Annotated in this window: 21 protein-coding genes and 1 pseudogene; 19 read left to right on the top strand and 3 right to left on the bottom strand. The window is 68.6% G+C overall.

Annotation, left to right across the window (positions count from 1 at the left end; all coding sequences use genetic code 11):
• The first annotated feature begins 45 nt into the window (after window positions 1–45).
• Window positions 46–735 carry a hypothetical protein gene (locus EJP69_RS20915; protein WP_240652251.1) on the top strand — a complete coding sequence of 230 codons (690 nt, stop codon included), beginning with the start codon at window positions 46–48 and terminating at the stop codon, window positions 733–735.
• Window positions 736–846: 111 nt separating this feature from the next.
• Window positions 847–1,746: an acyl-CoA thioesterase gene (locus tag EJP69_RS20910; RefSeq protein ID WP_126472380.1), complete on the top strand. Its 900-nt coding sequence runs from the start codon at window positions 847–849 to the stop codon at window positions 1,744–1,746.
• On the opposite strand, the gene EJP69_RS20905 is transcribed toward EJP69_RS20910, so the two are convergent.
• Window positions 1,721–2,443 (bottom strand): GntR family transcriptional regulator, encoded by a 723-nt coding sequence (locus EJP69_RS20905; protein WP_093301408.1) that lies wholly within the window; start codon window positions 2,441–2,443, stop codon window positions 1,721–1,723. The genes EJP69_RS20910 and EJP69_RS20905 overlap by 26 nt on opposite strands.
• A gap of 146 nt (window positions 2,444–2,589) precedes the next feature.
• Here EJP69_RS20905 and EJP69_RS20900 point away from each other — a divergent pair, with 146 nt between their 5' ends.
• The 15 genes from EJP69_RS20900 (at window position 2,590) to EJP69_RS20830 (ending at window position 19,077) form a co-directional block, all read left to right on the top strand.
• Entirely contained in the window at window positions 2,590–3,369 is a 780-nt protein-coding gene (locus EJP69_RS20900) for an SDR family NAD(P)-dependent oxidoreductase (RefSeq protein WP_093209126.1), read from the top strand.
• A 53-nt stretch (window positions 3,370–3,422) separates the two neighbouring features.
• Complete coding sequence (locus EJP69_RS20895) at window positions 3,423–4,640, top strand: ABC transporter substrate-binding protein (RefSeq protein ID WP_126472379.1); 1,218 nt, start codon at window positions 3,423–3,425, stop codon at window positions 4,638–4,640.
• Between the two features lie 16 nt (window positions 4,641–4,656).
• The gene (locus tag EJP69_RS20890) at window positions 4,657–5,559 is read left to right on the top strand and encodes a branched-chain amino acid ABC transporter permease (RefSeq protein ID WP_093301412.1); all 903 of its coding nucleotides are present in this window, start codon (window positions 4,657–4,659) and stop codon (window positions 5,557–5,559) included.
• Complete coding sequence (locus EJP69_RS20885; protein WP_126472378.1) at window positions 5,556–6,545, top strand: branched-chain amino acid ABC transporter permease; 990 nt, start codon at window positions 5,556–5,558, stop codon at window positions 6,543–6,545. The genes EJP69_RS20890 and EJP69_RS20885 overlap by 4 nt, the downstream gene beginning before the upstream one ends.
• Complete coding sequence (locus EJP69_RS20880) at window positions 6,542–7,318, top strand: ABC transporter ATP-binding protein (RefSeq protein ID WP_126472377.1); 777 nt, start codon at window positions 6,542–6,544, stop codon at window positions 7,316–7,318. Before EJP69_RS20885 ends, EJP69_RS20880 begins: the two co-directional genes overlap by 4 nt.
• Entirely contained in the window at window positions 7,311–8,033 is a 723-nt protein-coding gene (locus tag EJP69_RS20875; protein ID WP_126472376.1) for an ABC transporter ATP-binding protein, read from the top strand. The genes EJP69_RS20880 and EJP69_RS20875 overlap by 8 nt, the downstream gene beginning before the upstream one ends.
• Window positions 8,034–8,058: 25 nt before the next feature.
• A complete protein-coding gene (locus EJP69_RS20870; RefSeq protein WP_126472375.1) occupies window positions 8,059–8,808 on the top strand; it encodes an SDR family NAD(P)-dependent oxidoreductase in 750 nt (249 codons plus the stop codon).
• Window positions 8,809–8,832: 24 nt separating this feature from the next.
• Window positions 8,833–9,576: an SDR family NAD(P)-dependent oxidoreductase gene (locus EJP69_RS20865; RefSeq protein ID WP_126472374.1), complete on the top strand. Its 744-nt coding sequence runs from the start codon at window positions 8,833–8,835 to the stop codon at window positions 9,574–9,576.
• Window positions 9,576–11,294, top strand: coding sequence for an FAD-dependent oxidoreductase (locus tag EJP69_RS20860; protein WP_126472373.1), 1,719 nt, complete (start codon window positions 9,576–9,578; stop codon window positions 11,292–11,294). The genes EJP69_RS20865 and EJP69_RS20860 overlap by 1 nt, the downstream gene beginning before the upstream one ends.
• A 25-nt stretch (window positions 11,295–11,319) precedes the next feature.
• Window positions 11,320–11,928, top strand: coding sequence for a glutathione S-transferase (locus EJP69_RS20855; RefSeq protein ID WP_126472372.1), 609 nt, complete (start codon window positions 11,320–11,322; stop codon window positions 11,926–11,928).
• A 161-nt stretch (window positions 11,929–12,089) separates the two neighbouring features.
• A complete protein-coding gene (locus tag EJP69_RS20850) occupies window positions 12,090–12,803 on the top strand; it encodes an SDR family oxidoreductase (RefSeq protein WP_093209100.1) in 714 nt (237 codons plus the stop codon).
• 170 nt (window positions 12,804–12,973) lie between these two features.
• On the top strand, window positions 12,974–14,632 hold the full coding sequence (locus tag EJP69_RS20845) for a ShlB/FhaC/HecB family hemolysin secretion/activation protein (protein WP_240652250.1): 1,659 nt from the start codon (window positions 12,974–12,976) through the stop codon (window positions 14,630–14,632).
• A gap of 23 nt (window positions 14,633–14,655) precedes the next feature.
• A complete protein-coding gene (locus EJP69_RS20840; protein ID WP_126472371.1) occupies window positions 14,656–18,222 on the top strand; it encodes a beta strand repeat-containing protein in 3,567 nt (1,188 codons plus the stop codon).
• A gap of 10 nt (window positions 18,223–18,232) precedes the next feature.
• Complete coding sequence (locus EJP69_RS20835; RefSeq protein ID WP_126472370.1) at window positions 18,233–18,712, top strand: FecR family protein; 480 nt, start codon at window positions 18,233–18,235, stop codon at window positions 18,710–18,712.
• Window positions 18,709–19,077 (top strand): hypothetical protein, encoded by a 369-nt coding sequence (locus tag EJP69_RS20830; RefSeq protein ID WP_126472369.1) that lies wholly within the window; start codon window positions 18,709–18,711, stop codon window positions 19,075–19,077. The genes EJP69_RS20835 and EJP69_RS20830 overlap by 4 nt, the downstream gene beginning before the upstream one ends.
• On the opposite strand, the gene EJP69_RS20825 is transcribed toward EJP69_RS20830, so the two are convergent.
• Window positions 19,074–20,024 carry an AraC family transcriptional regulator gene (locus EJP69_RS20825; protein ID WP_126472368.1) on the bottom strand — a complete coding sequence of 317 codons (951 nt, stop codon included), beginning with the start codon at window positions 20,022–20,024 and terminating at the stop codon, window positions 19,074–19,076. The two genes, EJP69_RS20830 and EJP69_RS20825, sit on opposite strands and share 4 nt — an antisense overlap.
• 79 nt (window positions 20,025–20,103) lie before the next feature.
• Here EJP69_RS20825 and EJP69_RS20820 point away from each other — a divergent pair, with 79 nt between their 5' ends.
• Both EJP69_RS20820 and EJP69_RS20815 read left to right on the top strand, forming a co-directional pair.
• Window positions 20,104–21,315: a multidrug effflux MFS transporter gene (locus tag EJP69_RS20820; RefSeq protein ID WP_126472367.1), complete on the top strand. Its 1,212-nt coding sequence runs from the start codon at window positions 20,104–20,106 to the stop codon at window positions 21,313–21,315.
• A gap of 89 nt (window positions 21,316–21,404) precedes the next feature.
• The gene (locus EJP69_RS20815) at window positions 21,405–22,019 is read left to right on the top strand and encodes a class I SAM-dependent DNA methyltransferase (protein WP_126472366.1); all 615 of its coding nucleotides are present in this window, start codon (window positions 21,405–21,407) and stop codon (window positions 22,017–22,019) included.
• Window positions 22,020–22,038: 19 nt separating this feature from the next.
• On the opposite strand, the pseudogene EJP69_RS20810 reads toward EJP69_RS20815, so the two are convergent.
• A pseudogene (locus EJP69_RS20810) lies at window positions 22,039–22,677 on the bottom strand (ABC transporter ATP-binding protein); the annotation flags it as partial.
• Window positions 22,678–22,703 lie beyond the last annotated feature (26 nt).

Below are 22,703 nucleotides of genomic sequence, written 5' to 3'. Positions count from 1 at the left end.
CGCGCTAGAGTCCGGGGCTTGATGAACTCGAACCCCGGACGAAACGTGCACTTCCCTTCGCTGTCGACACCCGCGCGTCGCACCCTCCTGGCGCTGTCCTGCGCCGCCATCGGCCTCTCGCTGGCCGGCTGCGCCAGTACTCCCGAAGGCGAGCCGGTGCACGGCAAGGACCGGCTGCTGAGCTTCTTCGCGGCCAAGGACGGCCGCAAGGTCGCCATCGCCGGCGAGAACTACCACTACGTGTTCGACGGCGATCCCTCCGTGGCGGCGCTGCTGCGCTGGGAAGGGCGCACCAAGGTCACGCCCGCGCTGCTGGGCGAGTTCAAGGTGGCGCGCAACCAGAGCTTCGAGGGCCAGTACGTGCTGATGGCTTTCGACGCCGACCTGACGCCCGAAGACCGGGCCTTCCTGATCCAGACCGGCTTCGCCAAAACCGACGCGAAATACGGCGACCGGCCCGGGCCGTCGCTGCGCTACTTCGGCACCGTCTACGGCAAGCGCTATGCGGCGGTGCCGCTGAAGTCGGCCGACACGGTCGACTTCTCCCGGCGGCAGTACCTGGGCTACGTCGAGCAGGAAACGCTCAGCGCCCCCTTCAGCAAGGCCGCGCCTTCGCCGCTGGTGTATGCGGACGACGGCTCGCTGCTGCTGTCCGGCGTGCCGGTGCGCGTGGTGCAGGGCGGCACGGACTACGGCTGCCGCGCCCGCCTCATGGGCGTGTGCTTCTACAAGTAGCCGAGTAGCGGGAGAGCGGCGGGAGGCAGCTGACCGGCCCGCGACAGCCCGCGGGCGCGGGCTTTGCTATGGTCGAGGGTTGCCTTTTCGACAGTTTTGCCTCCTTCCCCGATGACCACCGATCCCGCCACCGCCTCCCGCCTCGTCAACGAACTCGTCGCGCTCATGCAGCTCGAGCCTCTGGGCGGCGACCGCTTCAGGGCCCAGAGCGAGGACATCGGCACGCCAGCCGTGTTCGGCGGCCAGGTGCTGGGCCAGTCGCTGATGGCCGCGAGCCTCACCGTGGGCGCCGAGCGCCCGGTGCATTCGATGCATGCCTACTTCCTGCTGCCGGGCGAGCATGCGCCCATCGAGTACAGCGTCGACCGCGTGCGCGACGGCCGCAGCTTCACCACCCGCCACGTGGTGGCGCGCCAGCAGGAGCGCATCATTTTTGAAATGTCCGCCTCGTTCCAGACCGTGGACGAGGGCGTCGAGCACCAGTTCGACATGCCCGAGGTGGATGGCCCCGACGGCCTCATCAGCGAACTCGACCAGCGCATCGCGCTCGGCGACCGCCTGCCGGAGCCCTGGCGCACCAAGGCGATCCAGCCGCACGGCATCGAGTACCGCCGCGTAGACCCCGAAGACCTGATCGCACCGCAGGTGCGCCCGACCTCGGCGCAGAGCGCCATCTGGATGCGCGCCATCGCGCCGCTGCCCGACGACCCGATGGTGCATCGCGCGCTGCTGGCCTACGCCTCCGACCACGGCCTGCTGCGCGCCGCCATGCTGCCGCACGGCCTGAGCTTCATGAGCGGCCAGGTGCGCCCCGCGAGCCTCGACCACGCGATGTGGTTCCACCGCGATTTCCGCATGGACGACTGGCTGCTGTACGTGCTCGACTCGCCCAGTGCGGGCGGCGCGCGCGGCCTGTGCCGCGGCAGCCTCTATTCGCGCGACGGCCGGCTCGTGGCCTCGGCCGCGCAGGAGGGCATGCTGCGCATCAGGAAGCCGGCGGCTCGTTCGTGATGAGCGTGGGCGGCAGCCCGTCGCGGCTGCGCTCGTCGAGCAGCCGCTGGTAGTTGTCGCGCAGCAGGATGCCGGCGTAGTACACGTGCTCGCGCATCAGCTGCTCGGCGCGGGCCGCGTCGCCTGAGATCACGGCCTGCACGATGCGGTGGTGGTCGTCGTGCGAACGCAGGATCACGCCGTGGTCGTTCCACAGCATGATCCGGTCCGACGCGAAGGGCACCGCCTGTGCCTGCGCGCCGAAGCGCACCACCCACGGGTTGCGCGCGCCGTGCATCAGCGTGTTGTGCAGCTTCACGTTCATCTGCTGGTAGGGCGCCAGGTCTTCCACCAGCAGCTTTCCCTTCGCAAGTATTTCGTCGCCCTCGCGCAGGCATTCGCGCAGCAGGGCGGCGGTGGGCTCGTCCACGCCCAGCGAGGCGAAGCGCCGGCAGGCCAGGCCCTCCAGCACCGAGCGCACCTCGTAGGCCGCGAGGATGTCCTCGAGCGCGAAGGCGCGCACCAGGTAGCCCTTCTTCGGCTGATGGTCGATCAGCCCTTCCATCGCCAGCGCGGCCAGCGCGGCGCGCACCGGCGTGCGCGACACCTTGAGGCTTTCGGCGATCGGCACTTCCTCCACGCGCATGCCCGGCGAGAGCCTGCCGTGAAGGATCCAGGTGCGCAGCGTCTCTGTGACTTGTTGGGAGAGTGTGTCCATGTCAGGTATACATGATGCCGTGAAATTGAACGAATAGTTCGAGTTGTTAGGGTAAACGAGGACGCATGAATGATTTCATGTATACACAATGCGGCCCTCGATCAACTTTCAAGCCGCCCCTGCGCGGCCCGGAGACCCTGCAGCCCATGGCGGACCATCATGCACAACCCCACGGCCGGCTGGCCCTCGTGACCGGCGGCGGCCGGGGCATCGGAGAGGCCGTGTGCCGCCGGCTCGCGGCCAGCGGCTATCGCGTCGTCGTCGCCGACATCGACGGCGGCAACGCGCGCGCCGTGGCGCAGTCGCTGGGCGAGGGGCACCACTTCCGCCAGTTCGACGTGAGCGATGAAGCGGCCGTCGAGGCCGTGTTCGACGACATCGAGGGCAGCATCGGCCCCGTCGCCGCGCTGGTCTGCGTGGCCGGCGTGCTGCTGATGCCGGGCGGCGAGCGCTCCCTCATCAAGGACACCACGCTCGAAGACTGGGAGCGCACCTTCGCCGTGAACGCGCGCAGCGTGTTCCTCTGCGGGCGTGCATACCTGCGCCGCCGCGAGGCGAAGCCCGTGGCGCACGGGCGCATCGTCACCTTCGGCTCGGTGGCGGCGCAGCTCGGCGGCTACCGCTCCAGCGCCACCTACATCGGTGCCAAGTCGGCGGTGCTGGGCCTCACCAAGGCCATGGCGCGCGAATCGGCGCACATGGGCATCACCGTCAATTCGGTGGCGCCAGGCCTGATCGACACCGACATGCTGCGCGGCACCGTGCGCAGCAGCGGCGCGCTCGACGCGGCCGCCGCCAACATCCCGCTCGGGCGCATCGGCACGGTGGACGACGTGGCGGGCGCAGTCGACTACCTGGTCTCGGAACAGGCGGCCTACATCACGGGCAACGTGATCGACGTCAACGGCGGCTACCGCATGCAGTGACACGGCAACGCACCGGTCCTTCACCCCTTCATTCCAACGAACGGAGACAGCTCATGAAAAAGAACTTCCTGATTTCTGCATTGGCCCTGGGCGCAGTGCTCTGCGTGGCCTCGCCCGCCGCGCTCGCGCAGGCCGAGCCCGGCCTGACCGACAAGACCATCAAGATCGGCATGTTCTCGCCGATGTCGGGCGCGTCGATGAACTACGGCTTCGACGTCATCAACGCCGCGAAGATGTACTACGACAAGGTCAACAAGGAAGGCGGCGTGAACGGCCGCAAGATCGAGCTCGTGGTGGAGGACGACCGCTGCAACGCCAACGACCTGCTGGCCGCGGTGAAGAAGCTCACCGAGCAGGACCAGGTGTTCCTGCTCAACGGCGGCTCCTGCTCGGCCGCCGTGGTGGGCGCGCGCGAATACGTCGAGCGCGCGAAGATCCCGCTGGTGATGCTCAACGCCTCGGGCGACGGCGCGCTGTATCCGCCCTCGAAGTACATCTACGGCGCGTTCTCCATCTCGCAGCACGCGGTGGGCGGTTCGATGGTGCAGTTCGCGAGCGAGCACCTCAAGGCCAAGAAGATCGGCTACATCAACCACGACGACGCCTACGGCGGCTGGAACCTGGAATCGGCCCAGGCGCAGGCCAAGGCGCTCGGCGGCATCGACCTGCAGGTGCAGTCGGTCAACCCGAACATCACCGACGTCACGGCGCCCATGCTGAAGATCAAGGCCGCCAACCCCGACGTGCTGCTGCTCACCACCTACGCGCGCCCCGTGAGCCTGATCGTCAAGCGCGCCTTCGAGCTCGGCTTCAACAAGCCCATCGTGCTGGCCGTGAACTCCACCGCCGACCTGAAGCAGCTGGTGGAGAACGTCGGCAACAAGGACGCCTTCAAGAACGTCTACATCCAGGAAGTGCTGGCCGACGTGCCCGGCGGTCCCAAGCTGAAGTGGGTGTACGACATGTACAAGGCCTCCTACCCCGACCTGGCCTCCAAGCCCGGCTACCCGCAGACCTACATGCCCTACGGCATTCCTTCTGCCATGGCGGTGGTCAACGCGCTGAAGGCGGCCGGGCCCAGCCCCACGCGCGAGAAGGTGCTCACGGCGCTGTCGACGATGAAGTTCGACTCCGGCGTGATGGCCGGCCCCATCGAGTTCGGCCCCGACGACCGCGCCGCGCAGGAAGCGGCCATCTACATCAAGTTCGACGCAACCAACATGACGCTCGTGCCCGGCAGCTACAAGAGCGTGTGGAAGTACAAGCCCTGAGGACGGCCGCGAACCCATGAGCCTTTCCGACATCTGGCTTTTCGTGCAGCAGGGCGTGCTGTCCGGCATCGTCACCGGCAGCGTCTACGCGCTGCTCGCGGTGGCGATCGTCATGGTCTTCAAGACCACCGACGTGCCGAACTTCTCGCAGGGCGAGATCTTCATGGCCGGCGGCTACGCCGCGCTCTTCCCGCTCGTGGTGTGGGGCTGGCCCTACTGGGGCGCGGTGCTCGCGAGCATCGCGGTCACGGCATTGCTCGCCGCGCTCTTCCAGCGCGTGGTGATGCAGCGCGTGACCGCCTCGCGCGGCGTGGGCGTGCAGCTCGTCATCGCCACGCTGGGCTTCGCCTACCTGCTCAAGGGCCTGGTGCGCAAGACCGGCCTGGGCGACACGCCGCGCTCGCTGCCCTCGCTGGTGCCGCAGGACCCGATCACCATCGGACAGGCCTCGCTCACGCTGCTCGACCTGGCCATCTTCGGCTCGGCGGTGGTGACGATGGTGCTGCTGTACCTGATGTTCACGCGCACCCGCACCGGCCAGGCCATGCGCGCGGTGGGCATGAACCCGCGCGGCGCGCAGATCGTTGGCGTGAAGCTCGGCAGCATCCGCATGCAGATCTGGGCGCTCACGGGCGTCATCTCGGCCATCTCGGCGCTGCTCATCACGCCCAAGATCCTCATCACGCCCGACATCGGCCACATCGCCATCCTGGCCTACGCGGCCGCCATCGTCGGCGGCTTCACCAGCCTGCCGGGCGCGGTGGTGGGCGGCTTCATCATCGGCATCGTCGAGAACCTGGTGGGGCTCTTCATTTCGTCCAACGCCATCGTGGTCGCGCCCTTCGTGGCGATCATGGTGGTGCTGCTGGTGCGCCCGCAAGGCCTGCTCGGCGGAAAGCCGCAGGTGAAGAAGGTATGAGCGTGTCTCCTGCTTCTTCTTCATCTCCGTGGCGCGACCGCGCGGTGCTGCTGGTCATGGCGCTGGTGCTCGCGGTGCTGCCATTCACCACCAGCGGCTACGTGCTGTACGTGGTCAACCTGCTGATGGTGTTCACCGTGCTCGCGCTCGGCATGCACCTGGTCATCGGCGAGACCGGGCAGTTCGCACTCTCGCACGCGGCCTTCTTCGGCATCGGCATCTACACGGCCGGGCTCATCAACAACCAGTGGCAGCCGCCGTTCTTCGTCTCGATCCTCGCGGGCGCGGTGCTCTCGGCCGCGCTGGGCTGGGTCATCGGCCTGCTGGCGCTGCGCATGCGCGACATCTACCTCGCACTCGCCACCTTCGCCTTCGGCGAGGCGATGCAGTGGGTGTTCCTGAACTGGGAGTCGGTGACGAACGGTTCGAACGGACTGCAGATGAAGCCGGCTTCGCTGGGCGGACTGCAGCTGATGAACGACCTGCAGGCGTATCCCTTCGTGGTGGCCATCGCGGCGCTGATGCTGTGGCTCACGGTGGCGCTGTCGCGCTCGCGGCTGGGCTCGTCGTTCCGCGCGGTGCGCGAGAGCGACGTGGCGGCTGTGGCCATGGGCGTGAACACGCGCGCGGTGAAGGTCACTGCCTTCGTGCTCTCGGCGGCCTTCGCGGGCGTGGCGGGCGGCATGTACACGCTCTTCACCTCGTTCATCCATCCCGAGAGCCTGGGCTTCCAGACCACCATCCTGATCCTCACGATGGTTGTGGTGGGCGGCCTCGGCTCGGTGCGCGGCGCGGTGGCGGGTGCCATCGTGTTCGGACTGGTGTCGGAACTGCTGCGGCAGGCGCCGTCGTACCAGGAAATCATCTACGGCGGCATCCTCATGCTCTTCATGATGTTCCTGCCCAAGGGCATGGCGTCGCTGTTCGCGGCGCGCCGCAAGGCGCAGCGCGCAACCTCGGTCAACGCGGCGGAGGCCGTGCGATGAGCGCGACGGCATTCCTCGACGTGCGCGACATCAGCGTGGTGTTCGGCGGCCTCAAGGCGGTGAACGGACTCTCGTTCCAGGTGGAGCAGGGCCGCATCCATGCGCTGATCGGACCGAACGGCGCGGGCAAGTCGACCACCTTCAACTGCATCTCGCGCTTCTACACGCCCAGCAGCGGCAGCGTGACCTTCGAGGGCCGGGAGCTCACGCGCGTGGCGCCGCATCGCATGGCCTCGCTGGGCATCGCGCGCACCTTCCAGAACCTGGAGCTCTTCGCCGAGCTGTCGGTGCTGGAGAACGTGCTGCTCGGCACCCATGCGCGTGCCGCCGGCACGCTGGGACGCCTGCTGTGCCGGCCCGATCGCGAGACCGAGGACTACGCCCTGCACCTGCTGGAGCGCGTGGGCCTGGCCGACGAGCGCGACCAGCCCGCGCGCGACCTCGACTTCGGCCGCCAGAAGCTGCTGGAGCTGGCGCGCGCGCTGGCCATCAAGCCCAGGCTGCTGCTGCTCGACGAGCCCGCCGCCGGCCTGCGCAACCGCGAGATCGAAAGCCTCGACCGGCTGCTGAAGGAGCTGGTGGCGAGAGACGGCATCACCGTGCTGCTGGTCGAGCACGTGATGCAGCTGGTGATGTCGATCTCGGACCGCATCACCGTGATGGCCTTCGGCGAGAAGATCGCCGAGGGCACGCCTTCGGAAATCGGCAGCAATGCGCGCGTGATCGAGGCCTATCTGGGCAAGGGAAATGGAAAGGGAGCCGCGCATGGCTGAGGAAGCACTGTTGTCGCTGCGCGGCATCTCGGCAGCGTACGGCCGCATCCAGGCGCTGTGCAACGTGTCGGTGGAAGTGCCCGAGGGGCAGATCGTCGCGCTGCTCGGCAGCAACGGCGCCGGCAAGACCACCACGCTCAACTGCATCTCGAACATCGTCGATTGCACGGAGGGCGAGGTGCGCCTCGCGGGCGAGCGCATCGACCGCCTCGGCTCCGACGCACTGGTGAAGCGCGGCATCGTGCAGGTGCCCGAAGGCCGGCAGGTGTTTCGCGACATGAGCGTGCGCGAGAACCTCGACCTCGGCGCCTACCTGCGGCGCGACCGCGCGGGCATCCGCAACGACCTGGAGGCGGTGTACGGCATGTTCCCGCGCCTGAAGGAGCGGCAGGGCCAGATGGCCGCCACGCTCTCGGGCGGCGAGCAGCAGATGCTGGCCATCGGCCGCGCCGTGATGGCGCGCCCGCGCGTGATGCTGTTCGACGAGCCGTCTATGGGCCTTTCGCCGCTGCTGGTGGAGCAGATGTTCGGGATCATCGAGCGGCTGCACCGCGAACAGAAGATCACCATCCTGCTGGTCGAGCAGAACGTGCAGCTCGCGCTGGCGGTGTCGAGCTACGGCTACATCCTGGAGAACGGCGAGATCTCGCTGAACGGCCCTGCTGCGCAACTGGCCGACGACGAAGCGGTGCGCCGCGCCTACCTCGGCGTCTGACGGCGCCTTCGCAAAAGGAAACTTCATGCTTCTCGAAGACAAACTCGCGCTCGTCACCGGCGCGGCGCGCGGCCTGGGCGAGGCCATCGCGCGCCGCATGGCGGCCGAAGGCGCGCGCGTGCTGGTGGTGGACCGCGACCTCGACGTGGCCCGGCAAGTGGCTGCATCGATCCGCGAGGCCGGTGGCCGTGCCGATGCCGACAGCGTCGACGTGAGCGACGCTGCAGCGGTGGACGCGCTCGCGGCCCGCATCGCCGCATCGCACGGCGACATCGACATCCTGGTGAACAACGCCGGCATCTCGGCACGCTCGAAGTTCGACGAGCCCGGCGCGCGCGAGGCCTGGGACCGAGTGATGTCGGTCAACCTGCAGGGCGTGTTCAACGTGACGCAGGCCTTCGTGCCGGCGCTCAAGCGCACGCACGGCAACATCGTGAACCTCTCGTCCATCGTGGCTTTCGGCGCGGGCATCTCCTCGGCCGGCTACGTGGTGGCCAAGGGCGGGGTGCGCTCGCTCACGCAGGTGCTGGCGCGCGACCTCGCGCCGTACGGCGTGCGCGTGAACGCGGTGGCACCAGGCCTGATGGTCACCGACATGACGGCCGGCCAGCGCGAGACCGAGCACGGCACCGACTGGTACCTGAGCCGCGTGCCGGTCAAGCGGCACGGCGAGGCCGACGAGATCGCCGGGCCCGTCGTCTTTCTCGCGTCCTCGATGGCGAGCTACGTCAACGGCGTGGTGCTGCCGGTCGACGGCGGCTACCTGGCGGTCTGACGGCCGCCTTCCAACGGAACAAACATGAACAACAGCAGTGAAGAAAAGCCGCTCGTCCTCGTGACCGGCGGCGCCAGCGGCATGGGCCGCGCCATCGTCGAGCGCATGGCGCGCGACGGCTGGCGCGTGGTGATGGCCGACTACAACGGCGAGCTCGCGCAGCGCGAGACCGATGCGCTGCGCGCCGAAGGCCTCGACGTGGAATGTCGTGCCATCGACCTGACCGACGAGCCGGCCGTGCGCGCGATGGTGCAGGCGCTGCCGCCGCTCACCGCGCTGGTCAACAACGCGGGCATCTTCGACGAGCGCAAGTTCATGGACGTGAGCTCCGCCGACTTCCGCCGCATGTACGAAGTCAACCTGCTTGCCGTGGCCACGCTCACGCAGGAGGCCGCGCGCAAGATGGCCGATGGCGCGCGCATCGTCAACATCGCCTCGCGCGCCTACCTGGGCGCGAAGAATCATCCGCACTACGTGGCCTCGAAGGCCGCGCTGGTGGGCTACACGCGCGCCAGCGCGATGGAACTGGCGCCGCGCGGCATCATGGTCAACGCCATTGCGCCGGGGCTCATCGACACGCCGCTGCTGCGCGCGCTCACGCCCGAGAGGCTGGCCGCGCAGCTCGCGTTGCAACCTACGGGCGCGGCCGGCCGGCCCGAGGACATCGCCAACGCCGTGGCCTTCTTCGCATCGCCATCGACCTGCTTCGTGACCGGACAGGTGCTCTTCGTCGACGGCGGCAAGTCGCTCGGCGGCTCGGGGGCCTGATGCCGCAGCAGCAAGATGAGAAGACCACGTACGACGTCGTGGTGATCGGCAGCGGCGCGGGCGGGCTCTCGGCCGCGCTCACCGCGAAGCTGGAAGGGCTCGACGTGCTGGTGGTCGAGAAGACCGACCGCATCGGCGGCTCCACGGCGATCTCGGGCGGAGCCGTCTGGGTGCCGCTCAACGACCAGGCGGAAGCAGCCGGCCATCCCGACACGCGCGAGAAGGCACTGACCTATCTGCAGAACACCGTGGGCGCCGCCGGCGACGAGGCGTTGCGCCACGCCTTCCTCGACGCGGGCCCGCGCGCGCTGCGCTACCTGCGCGAGCGCACCGACGTGAAGCTCGCGGCACGCACCTACTCGCCCGACTACTACCCCGACCGCGAAGGCGCTGCCATGGGCGGGCGTTCGCTCGACCCCATCGAGTTCGACGGCCGGCTGCTCGGCGCGCACTTCAAGACATTACGCGACCCGCTGCCCGAGTTCTGCGTGCTCGGCGGAATGATGGTCAACATGACGGACGTGAAGCACCTGCTCGGCGTCTGGCGTTCGTTCGCTTCGTGGAAGCACGGCGTGAAGCTGGTGCTGCGCTATTTCGGCGACAGGCTGAGCGGCCATCATCGCGGCACTCGCGTGTTGTTGGGCAATGCGCTGGCGGCACGGCTCTTCCACGGCGTGTTGAAGCAGGGCATTCCGTTCTGGCTCGACACGCCGGCATTGGGGCTCGAGCAAGACGCGGGCGGCAAGGTCATCGGCGTGAAGCTGCGCCGCGATGGCAAGGAAATCATCGTGCATGCGCGTCGCGGCGTGGTCGTCGCTACCGGTGGCTTTCCGTGGAATGCGGCGATGCGCGGCCAGCACTATCCGGCACCCACTGGTCCGTATTCGATGTCCCCGCAGGACAACGTCGGCGAAGGCATCACCATGGCGCGCGAGGCCGGCGGCACGCTCGGCATCGGGCATGCGGGGCCGGCGCTGTGGGCGCCCGTCTCGTTGCTCACGCGGCCCGATGGCAGCGTGCTGCGCTATCCGCACCTGGTGTGGGACCGCGCGAAGCCGGGGCTCATCGCGGTCGATGCGCGCGGCGATCGCTTCGTCAACGAATCGACCTCGTACCACGAGTTCGTGCGCGGCATGTACCGCGCGAACGGCAAGGCCACGAGCATTCCGGCGCTGCTGGTGTGCGACAGCGACTTCGTCGAGAAATGGGGCCTGGGCCTCGCATTGCCCGGCGGCCGGCCGCGCGAGCATCTGGTGCGCGCGGGATATCTCTTCCGCGCCGACACGCTGCAGGACCTGGCGAAGCAGGCGGGCGTGGACCCGGCCGGGCTTGCACGCACCGTCGCCGCATACAACCCGCCTGCCGCGCAAGGGCAGGACCCGGCCTTCGGCAAGGGCGGCGACGCCTACAACCGCTACCTCGGCGACCCCGAGCACCAGCCCAACGCCTGCCTCGCCCCGCTGCAGAAGGCGCCGTTCTACGCGGTGAAGGTGTACCCGGGCGACATCGGCACCGCGCTCGGCATCCGCGCCGACGGCAACGCCCGGGTGCTCGATACGCAGGGCGCTCCCATCGCGGGCCTCTACGTGGCCGGCAACGACATGCATTCGGTGATGGGCGGCGAGTACCCCGCGCCTGGCATCACGCTCGGCCCCGCGCTAACCTTCGGCTGGGTGGCCGGCATGCATCTGGCGCACGGCTCCGAGGCTCAGCTCTGAAACACAAGCTCCCAGCATCATCATCATGAAAATCTTCTTCTCTCCTGCTTCCCCGTTCGTGCGCAAGTGCATGGTCGTGGCCCACGAGCTCGGCATTGCCGACCGCATCGAGAAGCTGCCGAGCGCGGCCGGCCCGGTGAAGCGCGACGCCACCATCATCCCGAAGAACCCGCTCGGCCAGGTGCCCACCTTCATCACCGACGACGGCCAGGTGCTGTTCGACAGCCGCGTGATCTGCGAGTACCTCAATGCCACGCAGTCGGGCAAGCTGTTCCCGTCCGACGGCAAGGAGCGCTGGGCCCGCCTCACCGAATTGGCGCTTGCCGACGGCATGACCGGCGCCGCCTTGCTCGCACGCTACGAGAACGTGCTGCGCCCCGAGGAACTGCGCTGGGCCGACTGGACCGACGGCCAGCTCGCCAAGGTGCGCACCGGCCTCGATTGGCTGGAAACCGCCGCCCCTTCATTCGGCGACCGCGTCGACATCGGTACCATCGCCTTCGGCTGCGCGCTGGGCTACATGGACTTCCGCTTCCCTTCCGTGGACTGGCGCGCCGAGGCGCCTAACAGCGCGAAGTGGTTCAAGGCGTTCAACCAGCGGGCTTCGATGCAGGCGACCTTGCCTACGGTCTGAGTTTTTTCTTTCGGGGTGCGATCACGCCGACGGGGTGCCTTGCTCCGCGAATGTCCCCGGCGGCCTGTGCATGCCCCCGGACATCGCCGAAAGTCTCCACTTGGCAGGAGATCCGAATCCTTGGCTAAATGCGAGCTCTCGCATGAACCAAGGAATCCCGAATGTCTTCTGAAGACCAGAAAAAAGTAGCCATCGTCACCGCAGGCGGCAGCGGCATGGGTGCCGCCGCGGCACGCAAGCTCGCCGATGACGGCTTCCGCGTGGCCATCCTGTCGTCGTCGGGCAAGGGCGAGGCGCTGGCCGCCGAGCTGGGCGGCATCGGCGTGACGGGCTCCAACCAGTCGAACGACGACCTCAAGCGCCTCGTCGACAAGGTCGTGGCCCAGTGGGGTCGTGTCGACGTGCTGGTCAACAGCGCCGGCCACGGCCCGCGCGCTCCCATCCTCGACATCACCGACGAAGACTGGCATCGCGGCATGGACGTCTACCTGCTGAGCGCCGTGCGTCCCGCGCGGCTCGTCGCGCCGCTCATGGTGCAGCAGGGCGGCGGCGCGATCATCAACATCTCCACCTTCGCGGCCTTCGAGCCCGACCCCGTGTTCCCCACCTCCGGCGTGTTCCGCGCCGGCCTCGCGGCCTTCACCAAGCTCTTCGCTGACACCTATGCCGCGAAGAACGTGCGCATGAACAACGTGCTGCCCGGCTTCATCGACAGCCTGCCCGAGAAGGCCGAGTTCCGCTCGCGCATTCCGATGGGCCGCTACGGCAAGAGCAGCGAGATCGCCGCCGTCATCGGCTTTCTAGCGTCGGAAGGCGCGGGCTACATCACCGGGCAGAACCTGCGCGTGGACGGCGGCATCACGCGTTCCGTCTGACGATTCGGACGTTGTGCGATCGCAACTCTTTGAAACGTGTCAACCCCATAAAGCCGCGATGCACAACATATTTACACTTTTGTTTACATTGAATTACCATATGTAGCACTCTGAACACGGCCACCGTCCCGCCTTATTTGTTCAGCCACCGGTGTTTCCTGGGTGAACGAATGAGACAAAGACTGACGAGGCAGTGGCTGCGATGCGGCGTGGCCGCGACGATGTTGGCGATCGCGGGCTGGGCCAACGCGCAGGGCGAGCGTTTCGACATCTCGCGCTTCCAGGTCGAAGGCGACACGCTGCTCGGCGCCGCCGAAGTCGACCGGCTGGTCGCTTCCATGGCGGGCCCCGGCAAGGCCTATGGCGACATCCAGCGCGCGGTCGACGCGCTGCAGCAGGCCTACACCCGTGCCGGCTACACGACCGTGCGGGTCTCGGTGCCCGAGCAGGAACTCACCGGCGGCACCGTGAAGCTGCGCGTGACCGAGAGCGTGATCTCGTCGGTCACGGTCAGCGGCAACACTCACTTCGATTCGGACAACATCCGCGCCAGCCTCTCGCGCCTGCAGCCCGGCCGCGTGCCCGACCTGCGCGCCGTCTCGGAGTCGGTCCAGCTGGCCAACGACAGTCCGGCCAAGCAGATCGGCGTGACGCTCGGCGAAGGCGCCAGCCCCGGCACCATCGACGCCAAGGTGTCGGTGGTCGACCACGATCCGCTGCGCCTCATCACCACGCTCGACAACACCGGCACCGAGGCCAGCGGCCGTTGGCGCACCGGCGTCGCGCTGCAGCACGCCAACCTGTTCAACCGCGACCAGGTGGGCACGCTGGCGTACACCACCTCGCCCGACAGCCCCGCGGGCATGCGGCTGCACCTGTATTCGCTGGGCTACCGCATCCCGCTCTACGGCTTCGGCGACAGCCTGGACTTCATCTACGGCAAGTCGAGCGTCAACTCGCCGGCCAGCTCGCCCACGCTCGGCGGCGTGCTGGGCTTCACCGGCAAGGGCGATGTCTACGGCCTGCGCTGGAACCACTTTCTCGGCCGCAGCGGCGAAAGCAGCTCGAAGCTCGTGGTCGGCCTCGACCGCCGCCGCATCGACTCGCGCTGCGACATCGGCGGCGAGCAGGTGAGCATCGCGCCGCCCACACCGCCCATCGCCTCGTGCGTGCCCTACGTCACCATGCCGCTGAGCCTGACCTACATCGGCCAGCGCGACAGCGTCGACGAAGTGCTGGCCTACAGCGCCGGCCTGTCGCGCAACCTGCCCAGCGGCACGCGCTACACCAATCTCGACGGCCGCACCGACCGCTACTCCTACCTCACGCCCGGCAACCGCCGCACGCGGGACGACTTCGTCGTGCTGCGCGGCAGCGCTTCGTACGCAAAGAACCTGTCCAGCGGCTGGCAGGCACGGCTGGCGGGCAGTGCGCAGTACACCAACACGCCGCTGGTGGCGAGCGAGCAGTTCGGCCTGACCGGCCAGACGCTGGTGCGCGGCTTCCTGGAGCGCGCCGTCGTGGCCGACAGTGGCGTGGTCGTCAACGCCGAACTTTATTCACCCGAGCTGAGTGCGCTGACAGGCGTGCCCGGCCAGCTGCGCGCGCTGGTCTTCTTCGACGCGGGGCAGGGCAGCAACAGCCGCACGGCCGGCACCACGCTGCCGCGCCGGGTCCATGTGTCGAGCATGGGCGTCGGCGCGCGCTACAGCTGGGGTCGCGACTTCAGCCTGCGGCTGGACATCGCCCGCGTCAACGACGCGGGCCCCTCGTTGACCGAGAAGCGCGGCGACTGGCGCGCCCACCTGAGCGCGATGCTGGCGTTCTGAACCCCACACAAGGCAAACACACCATGCGCCCGAACTTCAGACGCCGCCTCCTGCCGATGGCCGCCGCCGCGCTGTGCGCCGCCGCCGCTCCGCTCCCGCTGTGGGCCCAGCCGCTGCCGGGCGCATTGCCCACGGGCTGGAGCGTCACCTCCGGCAATGTCTCGTTCACGCAGAACGGCAACACGCTGAACATCCTGCAGGGCACGCCGCAGGCGCTGGTCAATTTCGCGACCTTCAATGTCGGCGCGAACGCGCTGGTCGACATCCGCCAGCCGGGCAGTACCTCGGCGCTGCTGGCGCGTACCGTCGGTGGCGACCCGTCGCTGATCTACGGGCAGATCAAGGCCAACGGCGCGCTCTGGCTCATCAATCCGGCCGGCATCATGGTCGGGCCCGGTGCGCGCATCGACGTCGGCAGCTTCATTGCGAGCACGCTCAACGTCAGCGACAGCGACTTCCTCGCGGGCCGGCTCATGTTCCGCGGCACGGCTTCGGCGGGCGAAGTCCGCAACGCCGGCACCATCAACGCCGCGAGCGGCGGCAGCATCTACCTGGTCGGCCCCAGCGTGGTCAACAGCGGCACGCTCAGCGCGCCCAACGGCGAAGTGCTGCTGGCGGCGGGGCAGACCGTGCAGCTGGTCGACACCGGAACGCCGGGCGTCTCGGTAGCCATCACCGGCACGCCGGGCGAGGCGAAGAACCTCGGGCGCATCGCGGCCGAGGCCGGGCGCATCGGCCTGGCGGCGGGCCTGGTGACCAACAGCGGCAGCATCAACGCCGACAGCGTGGTGCGCGAGGGCGGCCGCGTGTTCCTGCGCGCCTCCGGCGACCTGAAGACGACGGCCGCATCGGACATCAGCGCCAACGGCACGACCGGCGGCAACGTCGTTCTCTACGCCGACGGCGCTGCGGCGATCGACGGCCGTGTGTCGGCCACCGGCAGCGCGGGGCGCGGAGGCTACGTCGACACCTCGGGCCAGCGCTCGCTCGACGTGGTCAACGTGCCCATCGTGGGCCGCGGCGGCGAGTGGCACATCGACCCGATCAGCATCGAGATCGTGGCCGGCGGCGGCAGCGGCGGAACCACCGGCACCAACGCCATCACCTCGAGCGAAACCGGCGCGCACATCGGCGCCGACATCATCACGTCGCAGCTCGACGCGGGCACCGACGTGAGCATCACCACGGGCAGCCCCACGACCGGGGCCGGCGACATCACCGTCTCGTCGGCCATCGCCAGGACCAGCGCCGCAGACTCCACGCTGACGCTGAACGCCAGCAACAACATCGTCATCAACGCGGCGATCACCAGCAAGGGCGGCAAGCTCGGGCTCAATCTCAACAGCAACCTGCAGAACGACGACTCGGGCGCCAGCCATGCGGCCCAGGTCAACGCCGACATGAACCTGAACGGCGGCGTGCTGACCGTGTCTGAAGGTTCTTCGGCGACCGGCAACGGCACGCTCATCATCGGCGGCGGAACCACCTCGCTGGCCGCACCCACTTCGGCCATCGTGGCCGGCGCCGTCAACGTAGGAGCGGGCGGCACGCTGCTGGTGCAGCGCGAAGGCTCGCCGATCTCGGGCGTGCTCAACAACGCCGGCACCGTGAACATCGACAGCCCCGGCACGGTGTCGTTCGGCCAGGGCGGCACCCACAGCGGCGTGTTCAACGTGAGCGCGCCCTCCACGCTGTCGATGTCGGGCGGGCAGACCTTCAACGCCGGTTCGGGCTTCACCGGTACCGGCACGGTCGCATGGTCGGACGCCGTGACGCTGGGCACGAACCTGAGTTTCGGCCCGGGCGGCAACAGCCTGGTGCTGCACGACATGAGCCTCAACACCGGCGGCAACACGCTGCTGACGCAGGGCGCGAGCGTGGTGGTCGACGGCGCAGTCACCCTGCGCGAAGCCGGCGTCTGGAGGAACAGCGCGGCCGTCGAGGTCAGGGGCAGCAGCGGCGCCATCCTGGCGCACGACGAGCGCGTGAAGTTCGAGAACGACGGTACCGTCACCACCACCGGCACGCGCTCCGACGTGTTCGCGGGCGCGGGCGGCGTCATGGCCACCTTCATCAACAACGGCACGCTGGTGAAGGCCACCGCCAGCGACCAGCAGTTCACGGGCATCCAGAACGGCGCGGCCGGCACTATCCGTGCCGACGCCGGGCGACTGACCCTGGCGGGCTCCACGCTCGGCGGCAGGATGCAAGTGGCGAGCGGCGCGCAATTGACGCTCGACAACGTGAGCCTGAACAGCAGCGCCGACTTCTCCGGCGCCGGCGCGATGACCTGGCAGAACTACATCTCGCTGCTCGGCGCGGTGGACGTCAAGGCGGCCGCCCCGGCGCTGTCGATGGGGGCATCGACCGTGATCCAGGGACAGGGCAACGCACTCACCACGCGCAACGTCGTGAACATGGCCGGGTCCGAAGTGACGCTGGTGGGCACGACGACGTGGAACAACCTCGGCACCCTCAATCTCGGCGACGGCGCAGCGTTCACGGCCGGCAACGGGCGGCTCGCGAACGGTGGCACCGTGGTGAAGACCGGCACGGGCCTCGTCTCCGTGCCTCTCAGCAACATGGCGGGCGGCACGGTGCGCATCGAAGGCGGCACGCTCGATGCGCGCCAGGGCACCGACAACCCCAACAACGGCACCATCGTGCTGCAGGCCGGCGCCACGCTGGGCGGTGGCGGCGCGGACATCTACAACAACGGCAGCATCAGCGGCAGCGGCACCATCGCGCTGGGCGGCGACGGCACGCTGGTCAACAACGGCATCGTGTCGCCCGGCACCGCCACGACGGCAGGCACGCTCACCGTGCGCGGCAACTACACGCAGACCGGCAGCGGCGCGCTGAACATCAAGATCGGCGGCAGCGGCTTCGACCTGCTCGACATCGACGGATCGGCGCACCTCGCCGGCGCTCTCAACCTCGCCGGGCTTGGCGGCGCCTTGCCTGCGAACGGCGCACAGGCCGACTTCGTCGTGGCGAGGGGCCTGAGCAACAGCGGCACCTTCAGCCAGGTCAACGCGCCCGTGCAGACCTCGCCGAACAGCACCGCCACGTTGACCGTCAGCTACCCGGCCGGCGGAAGCTCGGTGGCGCGCGCCACCGCCGCCGTCGTGCCCACGCTGGGGGCCTGCACCACCAACCCCGCGCTGCCCGGCTGCGACGCGGTATTGCCGACGCTGGCGCAGTGCGTGGCGAACAGGTCGCTCGACGGCTGCTCGGCCGTGCTGCCGACTGCGGCCGCATGTACCGTGAGCCCGGCGCTGCCGGGGTGCGTGGCGCCGATCGCATCAACGCCGCCGCCTTCCGCCGACATCTGCACCATCGCGCCCAATTCGGCGCTCTGCCAGATCCTGAGCCCGCCGACGGCGTCGGAGCCGAGGAGGCCGGTGCTGCAGGCGGCCAACGAGATCATCAAGACCGTGACTGCCGCAGGTCCCTTGCATCCTGCCAGCGACAAGACCTTCGACGAGAAAGCCGACAAGTCCACCGACAAGACGGACACCAAGGAAGTGGCGTCGGCGGACAAGGCCGCGACCAAGAGCGAGCCCGCCAAGAAGATGTACTGCAATTGAGGAGCGGCACATGACATCGAAATCGACATCCATATCGCCGACAGCACGACGCATCGCGGGCCTGCTCTGCCTCATCGGCTGGCTGGCGCTGGTGCCCTCGGCCCATGCACAGGTGGTCGGCACCGTGACCAATCTCTCGGGCATCCTGGCCGCGCGCAACGCGCAGGGCGTCACCCGGCTGCTGGCGGTGGATTCGCCGGTTCACCAGGGCGACACGCTCACCACCGAGAGCCGCGCCTATGCGCAGCTGAAGTTCGCGGATGGCGCCGAGCTGACCCTGCAGCCGCAGTCGATGCTGGTGGTGACGCGCTACAGCTACGACGCCGGCAAGCCGCAGGACGACAAGGTCGAGCTGGGGCTGGCACAAGGCGGCTTTCGCAGCATCGCCGGTGCGCTCGGCCAGCGCAGCCGCGACGCGACCGTCATCAACACCCCGGCGGGTGTGCTGAAGGGGAGCGCCAGCATGGTCGTTTCCCTCGTGCCGCAGTGAGCCGAGCACTGCAAGGAGACCGTTCGATGAAAAAATTCTCTTTCTTCTTCCTTTCCGCGCTGTCGGCTGCCCTGGTCCCGATGCACGCAGCAGCACAGCTTGTGCCAGCTGCTTCCGCTCCCGTTCTTCCGCCGGGCCTGTATGTCCAGGTGATCGATGGCCTGATCAATGTCAGCAACAAGGGCGGGAGCACCAACTTTGCCCCGGGGCAGTTCGGCTTCACGCCAACGCCCAGCCAGGCGCCGATCACCCTTCCGAAGAACCCCGGCATCCCGTTCACGCCGCCGGTCGCCTTCACGCGACCACCCGTCAGCGGCAGTTCTGCTCCCCCCAAGTCGAGCGGTGTCGACTGCGAAGTGCGCTAGGCGCCGATTGCGCGATCGCCGCGGCTCAGCGTGCGGAAGCGTCCGGGGCTTTCGCCCACCATGCGCCGGAAGGCAGCGCTGAACGCCGTTTCCGACTGGTAGCCGATGCGCTCGGCAATGCGCGCAATGGCCTCGTCGCTGTGGCGCAGCGCATTGCGCGCCACCGTCATGCGCCAGCCGCCCAGGTAGTCGAGCGGCGTCGATCCCGTCAGTGACTTGAAGCGCACCGCGAAGGCCGTGCGCGACATGCCCGCCGACTGCGCGAGGCGTTCCACTGTCCATGGCTTCGCGATGTCGCCATGCATGCGCGACAAGGCCTCGCCGATGCGCGCATCGGCCATCGCGCCCAGCCAGCCTTCGGGTTGCGGCGCATTCGCCAGATACACGCGCAAGGTCTGCACCAGCACCAGTGCGGCGAGATTCGTGCGGGCAATCGAAGCGCCCGGGCGCATCTCGGCTGTCTCCCAGCCCAGCAGGTCGAGCAGCCCCACGAGCGGCCGCGCGCCGGGGGCGCTCGCGCGCAGGTGGATCAGCGGCGGCAGATGGCGCAGCAGCAGTTCGCCGGCTTCGCTGTCGAGCGTGAAGCGACCGCTCGCCATGGTGACTGCCTCGGCATCGCCCGCAGCACGGCCGTCGTAGCGCAGCACGCCGTCGGGTCCGCGGTGGTCGCGGCTGACCTGTATGCCGTCCTGCACCGGACCCGGCGGATCGCTGGAGGAAGTGAAAGGCTGGCCGTTGGTCAGCAGGTAGAAGTCGCCCGTTTCCAGCAGGACCGGCGGGCCCTCGTCCCCGATCTGCAGCCGCAGCCGGCCCGTGAGCACGCCGCCCAGCTTGATGTGCGAGTCGTAGTGCGGATAGCGGAATGCCCAGCGGCCGCGTGCCTCGAAGCGCGAGGACAGCGTGCTGCTCACCGTGAGCATCGACAGCACATCGGACAACGGATCCATGGTTTCTTCTGTACGAATGAATAGGAAAAGCGGTCTGTTGATTATTCAATCATTCAGTTCGAAGCGCGACCATTGGCGCATGTCCTCATCGAACGCTCAACTTTCACGCTACGCCATCGTGCTGGGCCTGCTCACCGCGATCGGACCTTCAGCCATCGACATGTACCTGCCCGCGCTACCCGCCATTGGCCATGCGCTGGGCGCCGATGCGCACGCGGTGCAGGCCAGCCTGATGGCCTTCTTCATTGCGACTGGCGCGGGTCAGCTCGTGGCCGGCCCGCTGTCGGACATGTTCGGGCGCAAGCGGCCGATGTACGTGGGCCTTGCCGTGTTCGTCGCAGCGAGCATCGGCTGTGCGCTGGCGCCGAGCATCGGCGTGCTGATCGCCTTCCGCTTCCTGCAGGGGCTGGGCGCCTGTGCGTGCATGGTCACGCCGCGCGCGGTGGTGCGCGACCTGCACACCGGCACCGAGGCGGCGCGGCTGATGTCGCTGCTGATCCTGGTCTACAGCGTGTCGCCTATCCTGGCTCCGCTGGTGGGCAGCTTCGTGGCAGAGGCCGCAAGCTGGCGCGCGGTGTTCTGGGTGATCGGTGCGCTGGCGGTGCTGGCCGCGGCGATGGTGGCGGTGCTGTTGCCCGAGACGCGGCCGCCGGCAGCGCTTGCGCAGAGCAGCTTTCGCGGTGCGATGGCCGCCTATGGCGTGCTGCTGCGCGACCGGCGCTTCCTGGCCGTGGCTTTCATGGCCTCGCTCACGCTGTCGGGCTTCTTCGTCTACGTGGCGAACTCGTCGTTCGTGATGAGCGCGCACTACGGCATTTCGCCGCGCATGTATGCCGTGCTGTTCGCGTTGAACGCGGTGTCGATGATCGCGGCCTCGCAGGCCAACGGCTGGCTCGCCACGCGCTTCGGCATCCGGCGCGTGCTGCGCACGGCGGTCGTCGCGCATGCCGCCGTCACGGGGCTGCTGCTGGTGCTGACGCTGGCGGGCGTCGACCGGCTCGGCGTGCTGGTCGGCCTGCTGGTGGTCGTCTACGGGCTCAACGGTGTGATCGTGCCTTCGGCCTTCGTGGTCGCGATGGAAGGCCATGCCGCGCGCGCCGGCACCGCCTCGGCGCTGCTCGGCACGCTGAACTTCGCGGGCGGTGCGATGATGGTCGCGCTGGTGTCGCCCTTCGCCAATGGCACGCCGCTGCCGATGGTGGCGGGCATCGCGTGCTGCTCGGCCATCGTGCTGATGCTGGCCTTGCGCGCGTTGCGGCCCGCGCACGCCACGGCACCGGTCAGCGCCTAGGCAACTTTCCCCATGAGCCGGATGGCGCGTTGGGCCTAGACTTTCCATCCAGGTCCCGCCGGATGTCCGATGGGCCGGAAAGGCCGCTCATGAAGACCCCCGCGCAGGCGCTGGAAAATTCGCGCCGCACCGTCCAGTCCTACGACGCGCATGCCCGCGAGTACAACGCGATCGTGGCCGAACATCCGCTGCAGCCTGAAATCGCGGATTCGATGCGACGGATGATGGCGTTCGTGCCCGCCGGCGGCAGCGTGCTCGAGATCGGCTCCGGTCCGGGGCGTGACGCCGACTTCGTCGAGTCGCTGGGCGGCGTAGTCCGGCGCACCGACGCGGCGCAGGCATTTCTCGATCTGCAGGCGCAGCGGGGCAAGAAGGGCGATCTGCTCGACGTCGTGACCGATGCGCTGGGCGGGCCCTACGACGCCGTCCTCGCGATGTGCGTGCTGATCCACGTCGATCGCGCGCAGGTACCCGGGGTGCTGCGCAAGGTCTTCGATGCACTAGTGCCCGGCGGCGTCTTCCTGGTGTCCATGCGCGTCGGCGAAGGCGAGAAGAAGGGCGACTACCACACGGTGTGCTGGGATAAGGACCGGTTCGCCGCGGAGCTCGTGGCGGCCGGCCTGCACCCCTGCTGGGAGATGGAGCGCATCGGCCGCAACGACGAGGCGTGGGTCTACTTCCTGGCGCGTCGCCCGCAGCCGTGAGCTGCTGGCGAAGCTGCCTCTACACGCCCAGGTAGCGCGTCCACAGCGACCGGTCGGCATCCAGCGCGGCCGAGTCGCCCTGCCACACCACGCGTCCGCGTTCGAGGATCACGTGGCGGTTGGCCAGCGGCAGCAGGCGCTGCACGTACTTGTCGACCACCAGGATCGCTTCGCCCTCGGCCTTGAGCGTGGCGATGCAATGCCAGATCTCCTCGCGGATCACCGGGGCCAGGCCTTCGGTGGCTTCGTCGAGGATCAGCAGGCGCGGATGTGTCGACAGCGCGCGTGCAATCGCCAGCATCTGCTGCTCGCCGCCCGAGAGCTGGTTGCCCGCGTTGGCCTTGCGTTCCGACAGACGGGGGAACAGGCCGTAGAGCGCCTCCAGGGTCCAGCGCGGCGCGCTGCCCGGACGCGGCCTTGCGAAGGCGCGCAGGTGCTCGTCGACGCTGAGGTTCGGAAACACATGCCGACCCTCGGGCACGATGGCCACGCCGCGCCGCGCGATGGCGTCGGGCTTGTGTCCTCCGATGGCCGCGCCGCCGAAGTGCACGCTGCCGCGCATCGGCGAGAGCGTGCCCGTCAGCACCTTCAGCAGCGTGCTCTTGCCCATGCCGTTGCGCCCGAGCAGCGCGAGCACTTCGCCGGGGCGGATGTCGAGGTCGATGCCGAACAGCACCTGGCTGG

It is taken from the genome of Variovorax gossypii, from assembly GCF_003965815.1.
In the GTDB taxonomy this organism is placed as follows: Bacteria; Pseudomonadota; Gammaproteobacteria; order Burkholderiales; family Burkholderiaceae_C; genus Variovorax; species Variovorax gossypii.
This window is presented reverse-complemented; position numbering and strand designations above follow the sequence as displayed.

Bases quoted from the DNA above. Each gene is read 5' to 3' on its own strand.
- EJP69_RS20910 (WP_126472380.1), top strand. From the start codon at position 847: ATGACCACCGATCCCGCCACCGCCTCCCGCCTCGTCAACGAACTCGTC.
- EJP69_RS20905 (WP_093301408.1), bottom strand. From the start codon at position 2,443: ATGGACACACTCTCCCAACAAGTCACAGAGACGCTGCGCACCTGGATC.
- EJP69_RS20900 (WP_093209126.1), top strand. From the start codon at position 2,590: ATGGCGGACCATCATGCACAACCCCACGGCCGGCTGGCCCTCGTGACC.
- EJP69_RS20895 (WP_126472379.1), top strand. From the start codon at position 3,423: ATGAAAAAGAACTTCCTGATTTCTGCATTGGCCCTGGGCGCAGTGCTC.
- EJP69_RS20890 (WP_093301412.1), top strand. From the start codon at position 4,657: ATGAGCCTTTCCGACATCTGGCTTTTCGTGCAGCAGGGCGTGCTGTCC.
- EJP69_RS20885 (WP_126472378.1), top strand. From the start codon at position 5,556: ATGAGCGTGTCTCCTGCTTCTTCTTCATCTCCGTGGCGCGACCGCGCG.
- EJP69_RS20880 (WP_126472377.1), top strand. From the start codon at position 6,542: ATGAGCGCGACGGCATTCCTCGACGTGCGCGACATCAGCGTGGTGTTC.
- EJP69_RS20875 (WP_126472376.1), top strand. From the start codon at position 7,311: ATGGCTGAGGAAGCACTGTTGTCGCTGCGCGGCATCTCGGCAGCGTAC.
- EJP69_RS20870 (WP_126472375.1), top strand. From the start codon at position 8,059: ATGCTTCTCGAAGACAAACTCGCGCTCGTCACCGGCGCGGCGCGCGGC.
- EJP69_RS20865 (WP_126472374.1), top strand. From the start codon at position 8,833: ATGAACAACAGCAGTGAAGAAAAGCCGCTCGTCCTCGTGACCGGCGGC.
- EJP69_RS20860 (WP_126472373.1), top strand. From the start codon at position 9,576: ATGCCGCAGCAGCAAGATGAGAAGACCACGTACGACGTCGTGGTGATC.
- EJP69_RS20855 (WP_126472372.1), top strand. From the start codon at position 11,320: ATGAAAATCTTCTTCTCTCCTGCTTCCCCGTTCGTGCGCAAGTGCATG.
- EJP69_RS20850 (WP_093209100.1), top strand. From the start codon at position 12,090: ATGTCTTCTGAAGACCAGAAAAAAGTAGCCATCGTCACCGCAGGCGGC.
- EJP69_RS20845 (WP_240652250.1), top strand. From the start codon at position 12,974: ATGAGACAAAGACTGACGAGGCAGTGGCTGCGATGCGGCGTGGCCGCG.
- EJP69_RS20840 (WP_126472371.1), top strand. From the start codon at position 14,656: ATGCGCCCGAACTTCAGACGCCGCCTCCTGCCGATGGCCGCCGCCGCG.
- EJP69_RS20835 (WP_126472370.1), top strand. From the start codon at position 18,233: ATGACATCGAAATCGACATCCATATCGCCGACAGCACGACGCATCGCG.
- EJP69_RS20825 (WP_126472368.1), bottom strand. From the start codon at position 20,024: ATGGATCCGTTGTCCGATGTGCTGTCGATGCTCACGGTGAGCAGCACG.
- EJP69_RS20820 (WP_126472367.1), top strand. From the start codon at position 20,104: ATGTCCTCATCGAACGCTCAACTTTCACGCTACGCCATCGTGCTGGGC.
- EJP69_RS20815 (WP_126472366.1), top strand. From the start codon at position 21,405: ATGAAGACCCCCGCGCAGGCGCTGGAAAATTCGCGCCGCACCGTCCAG.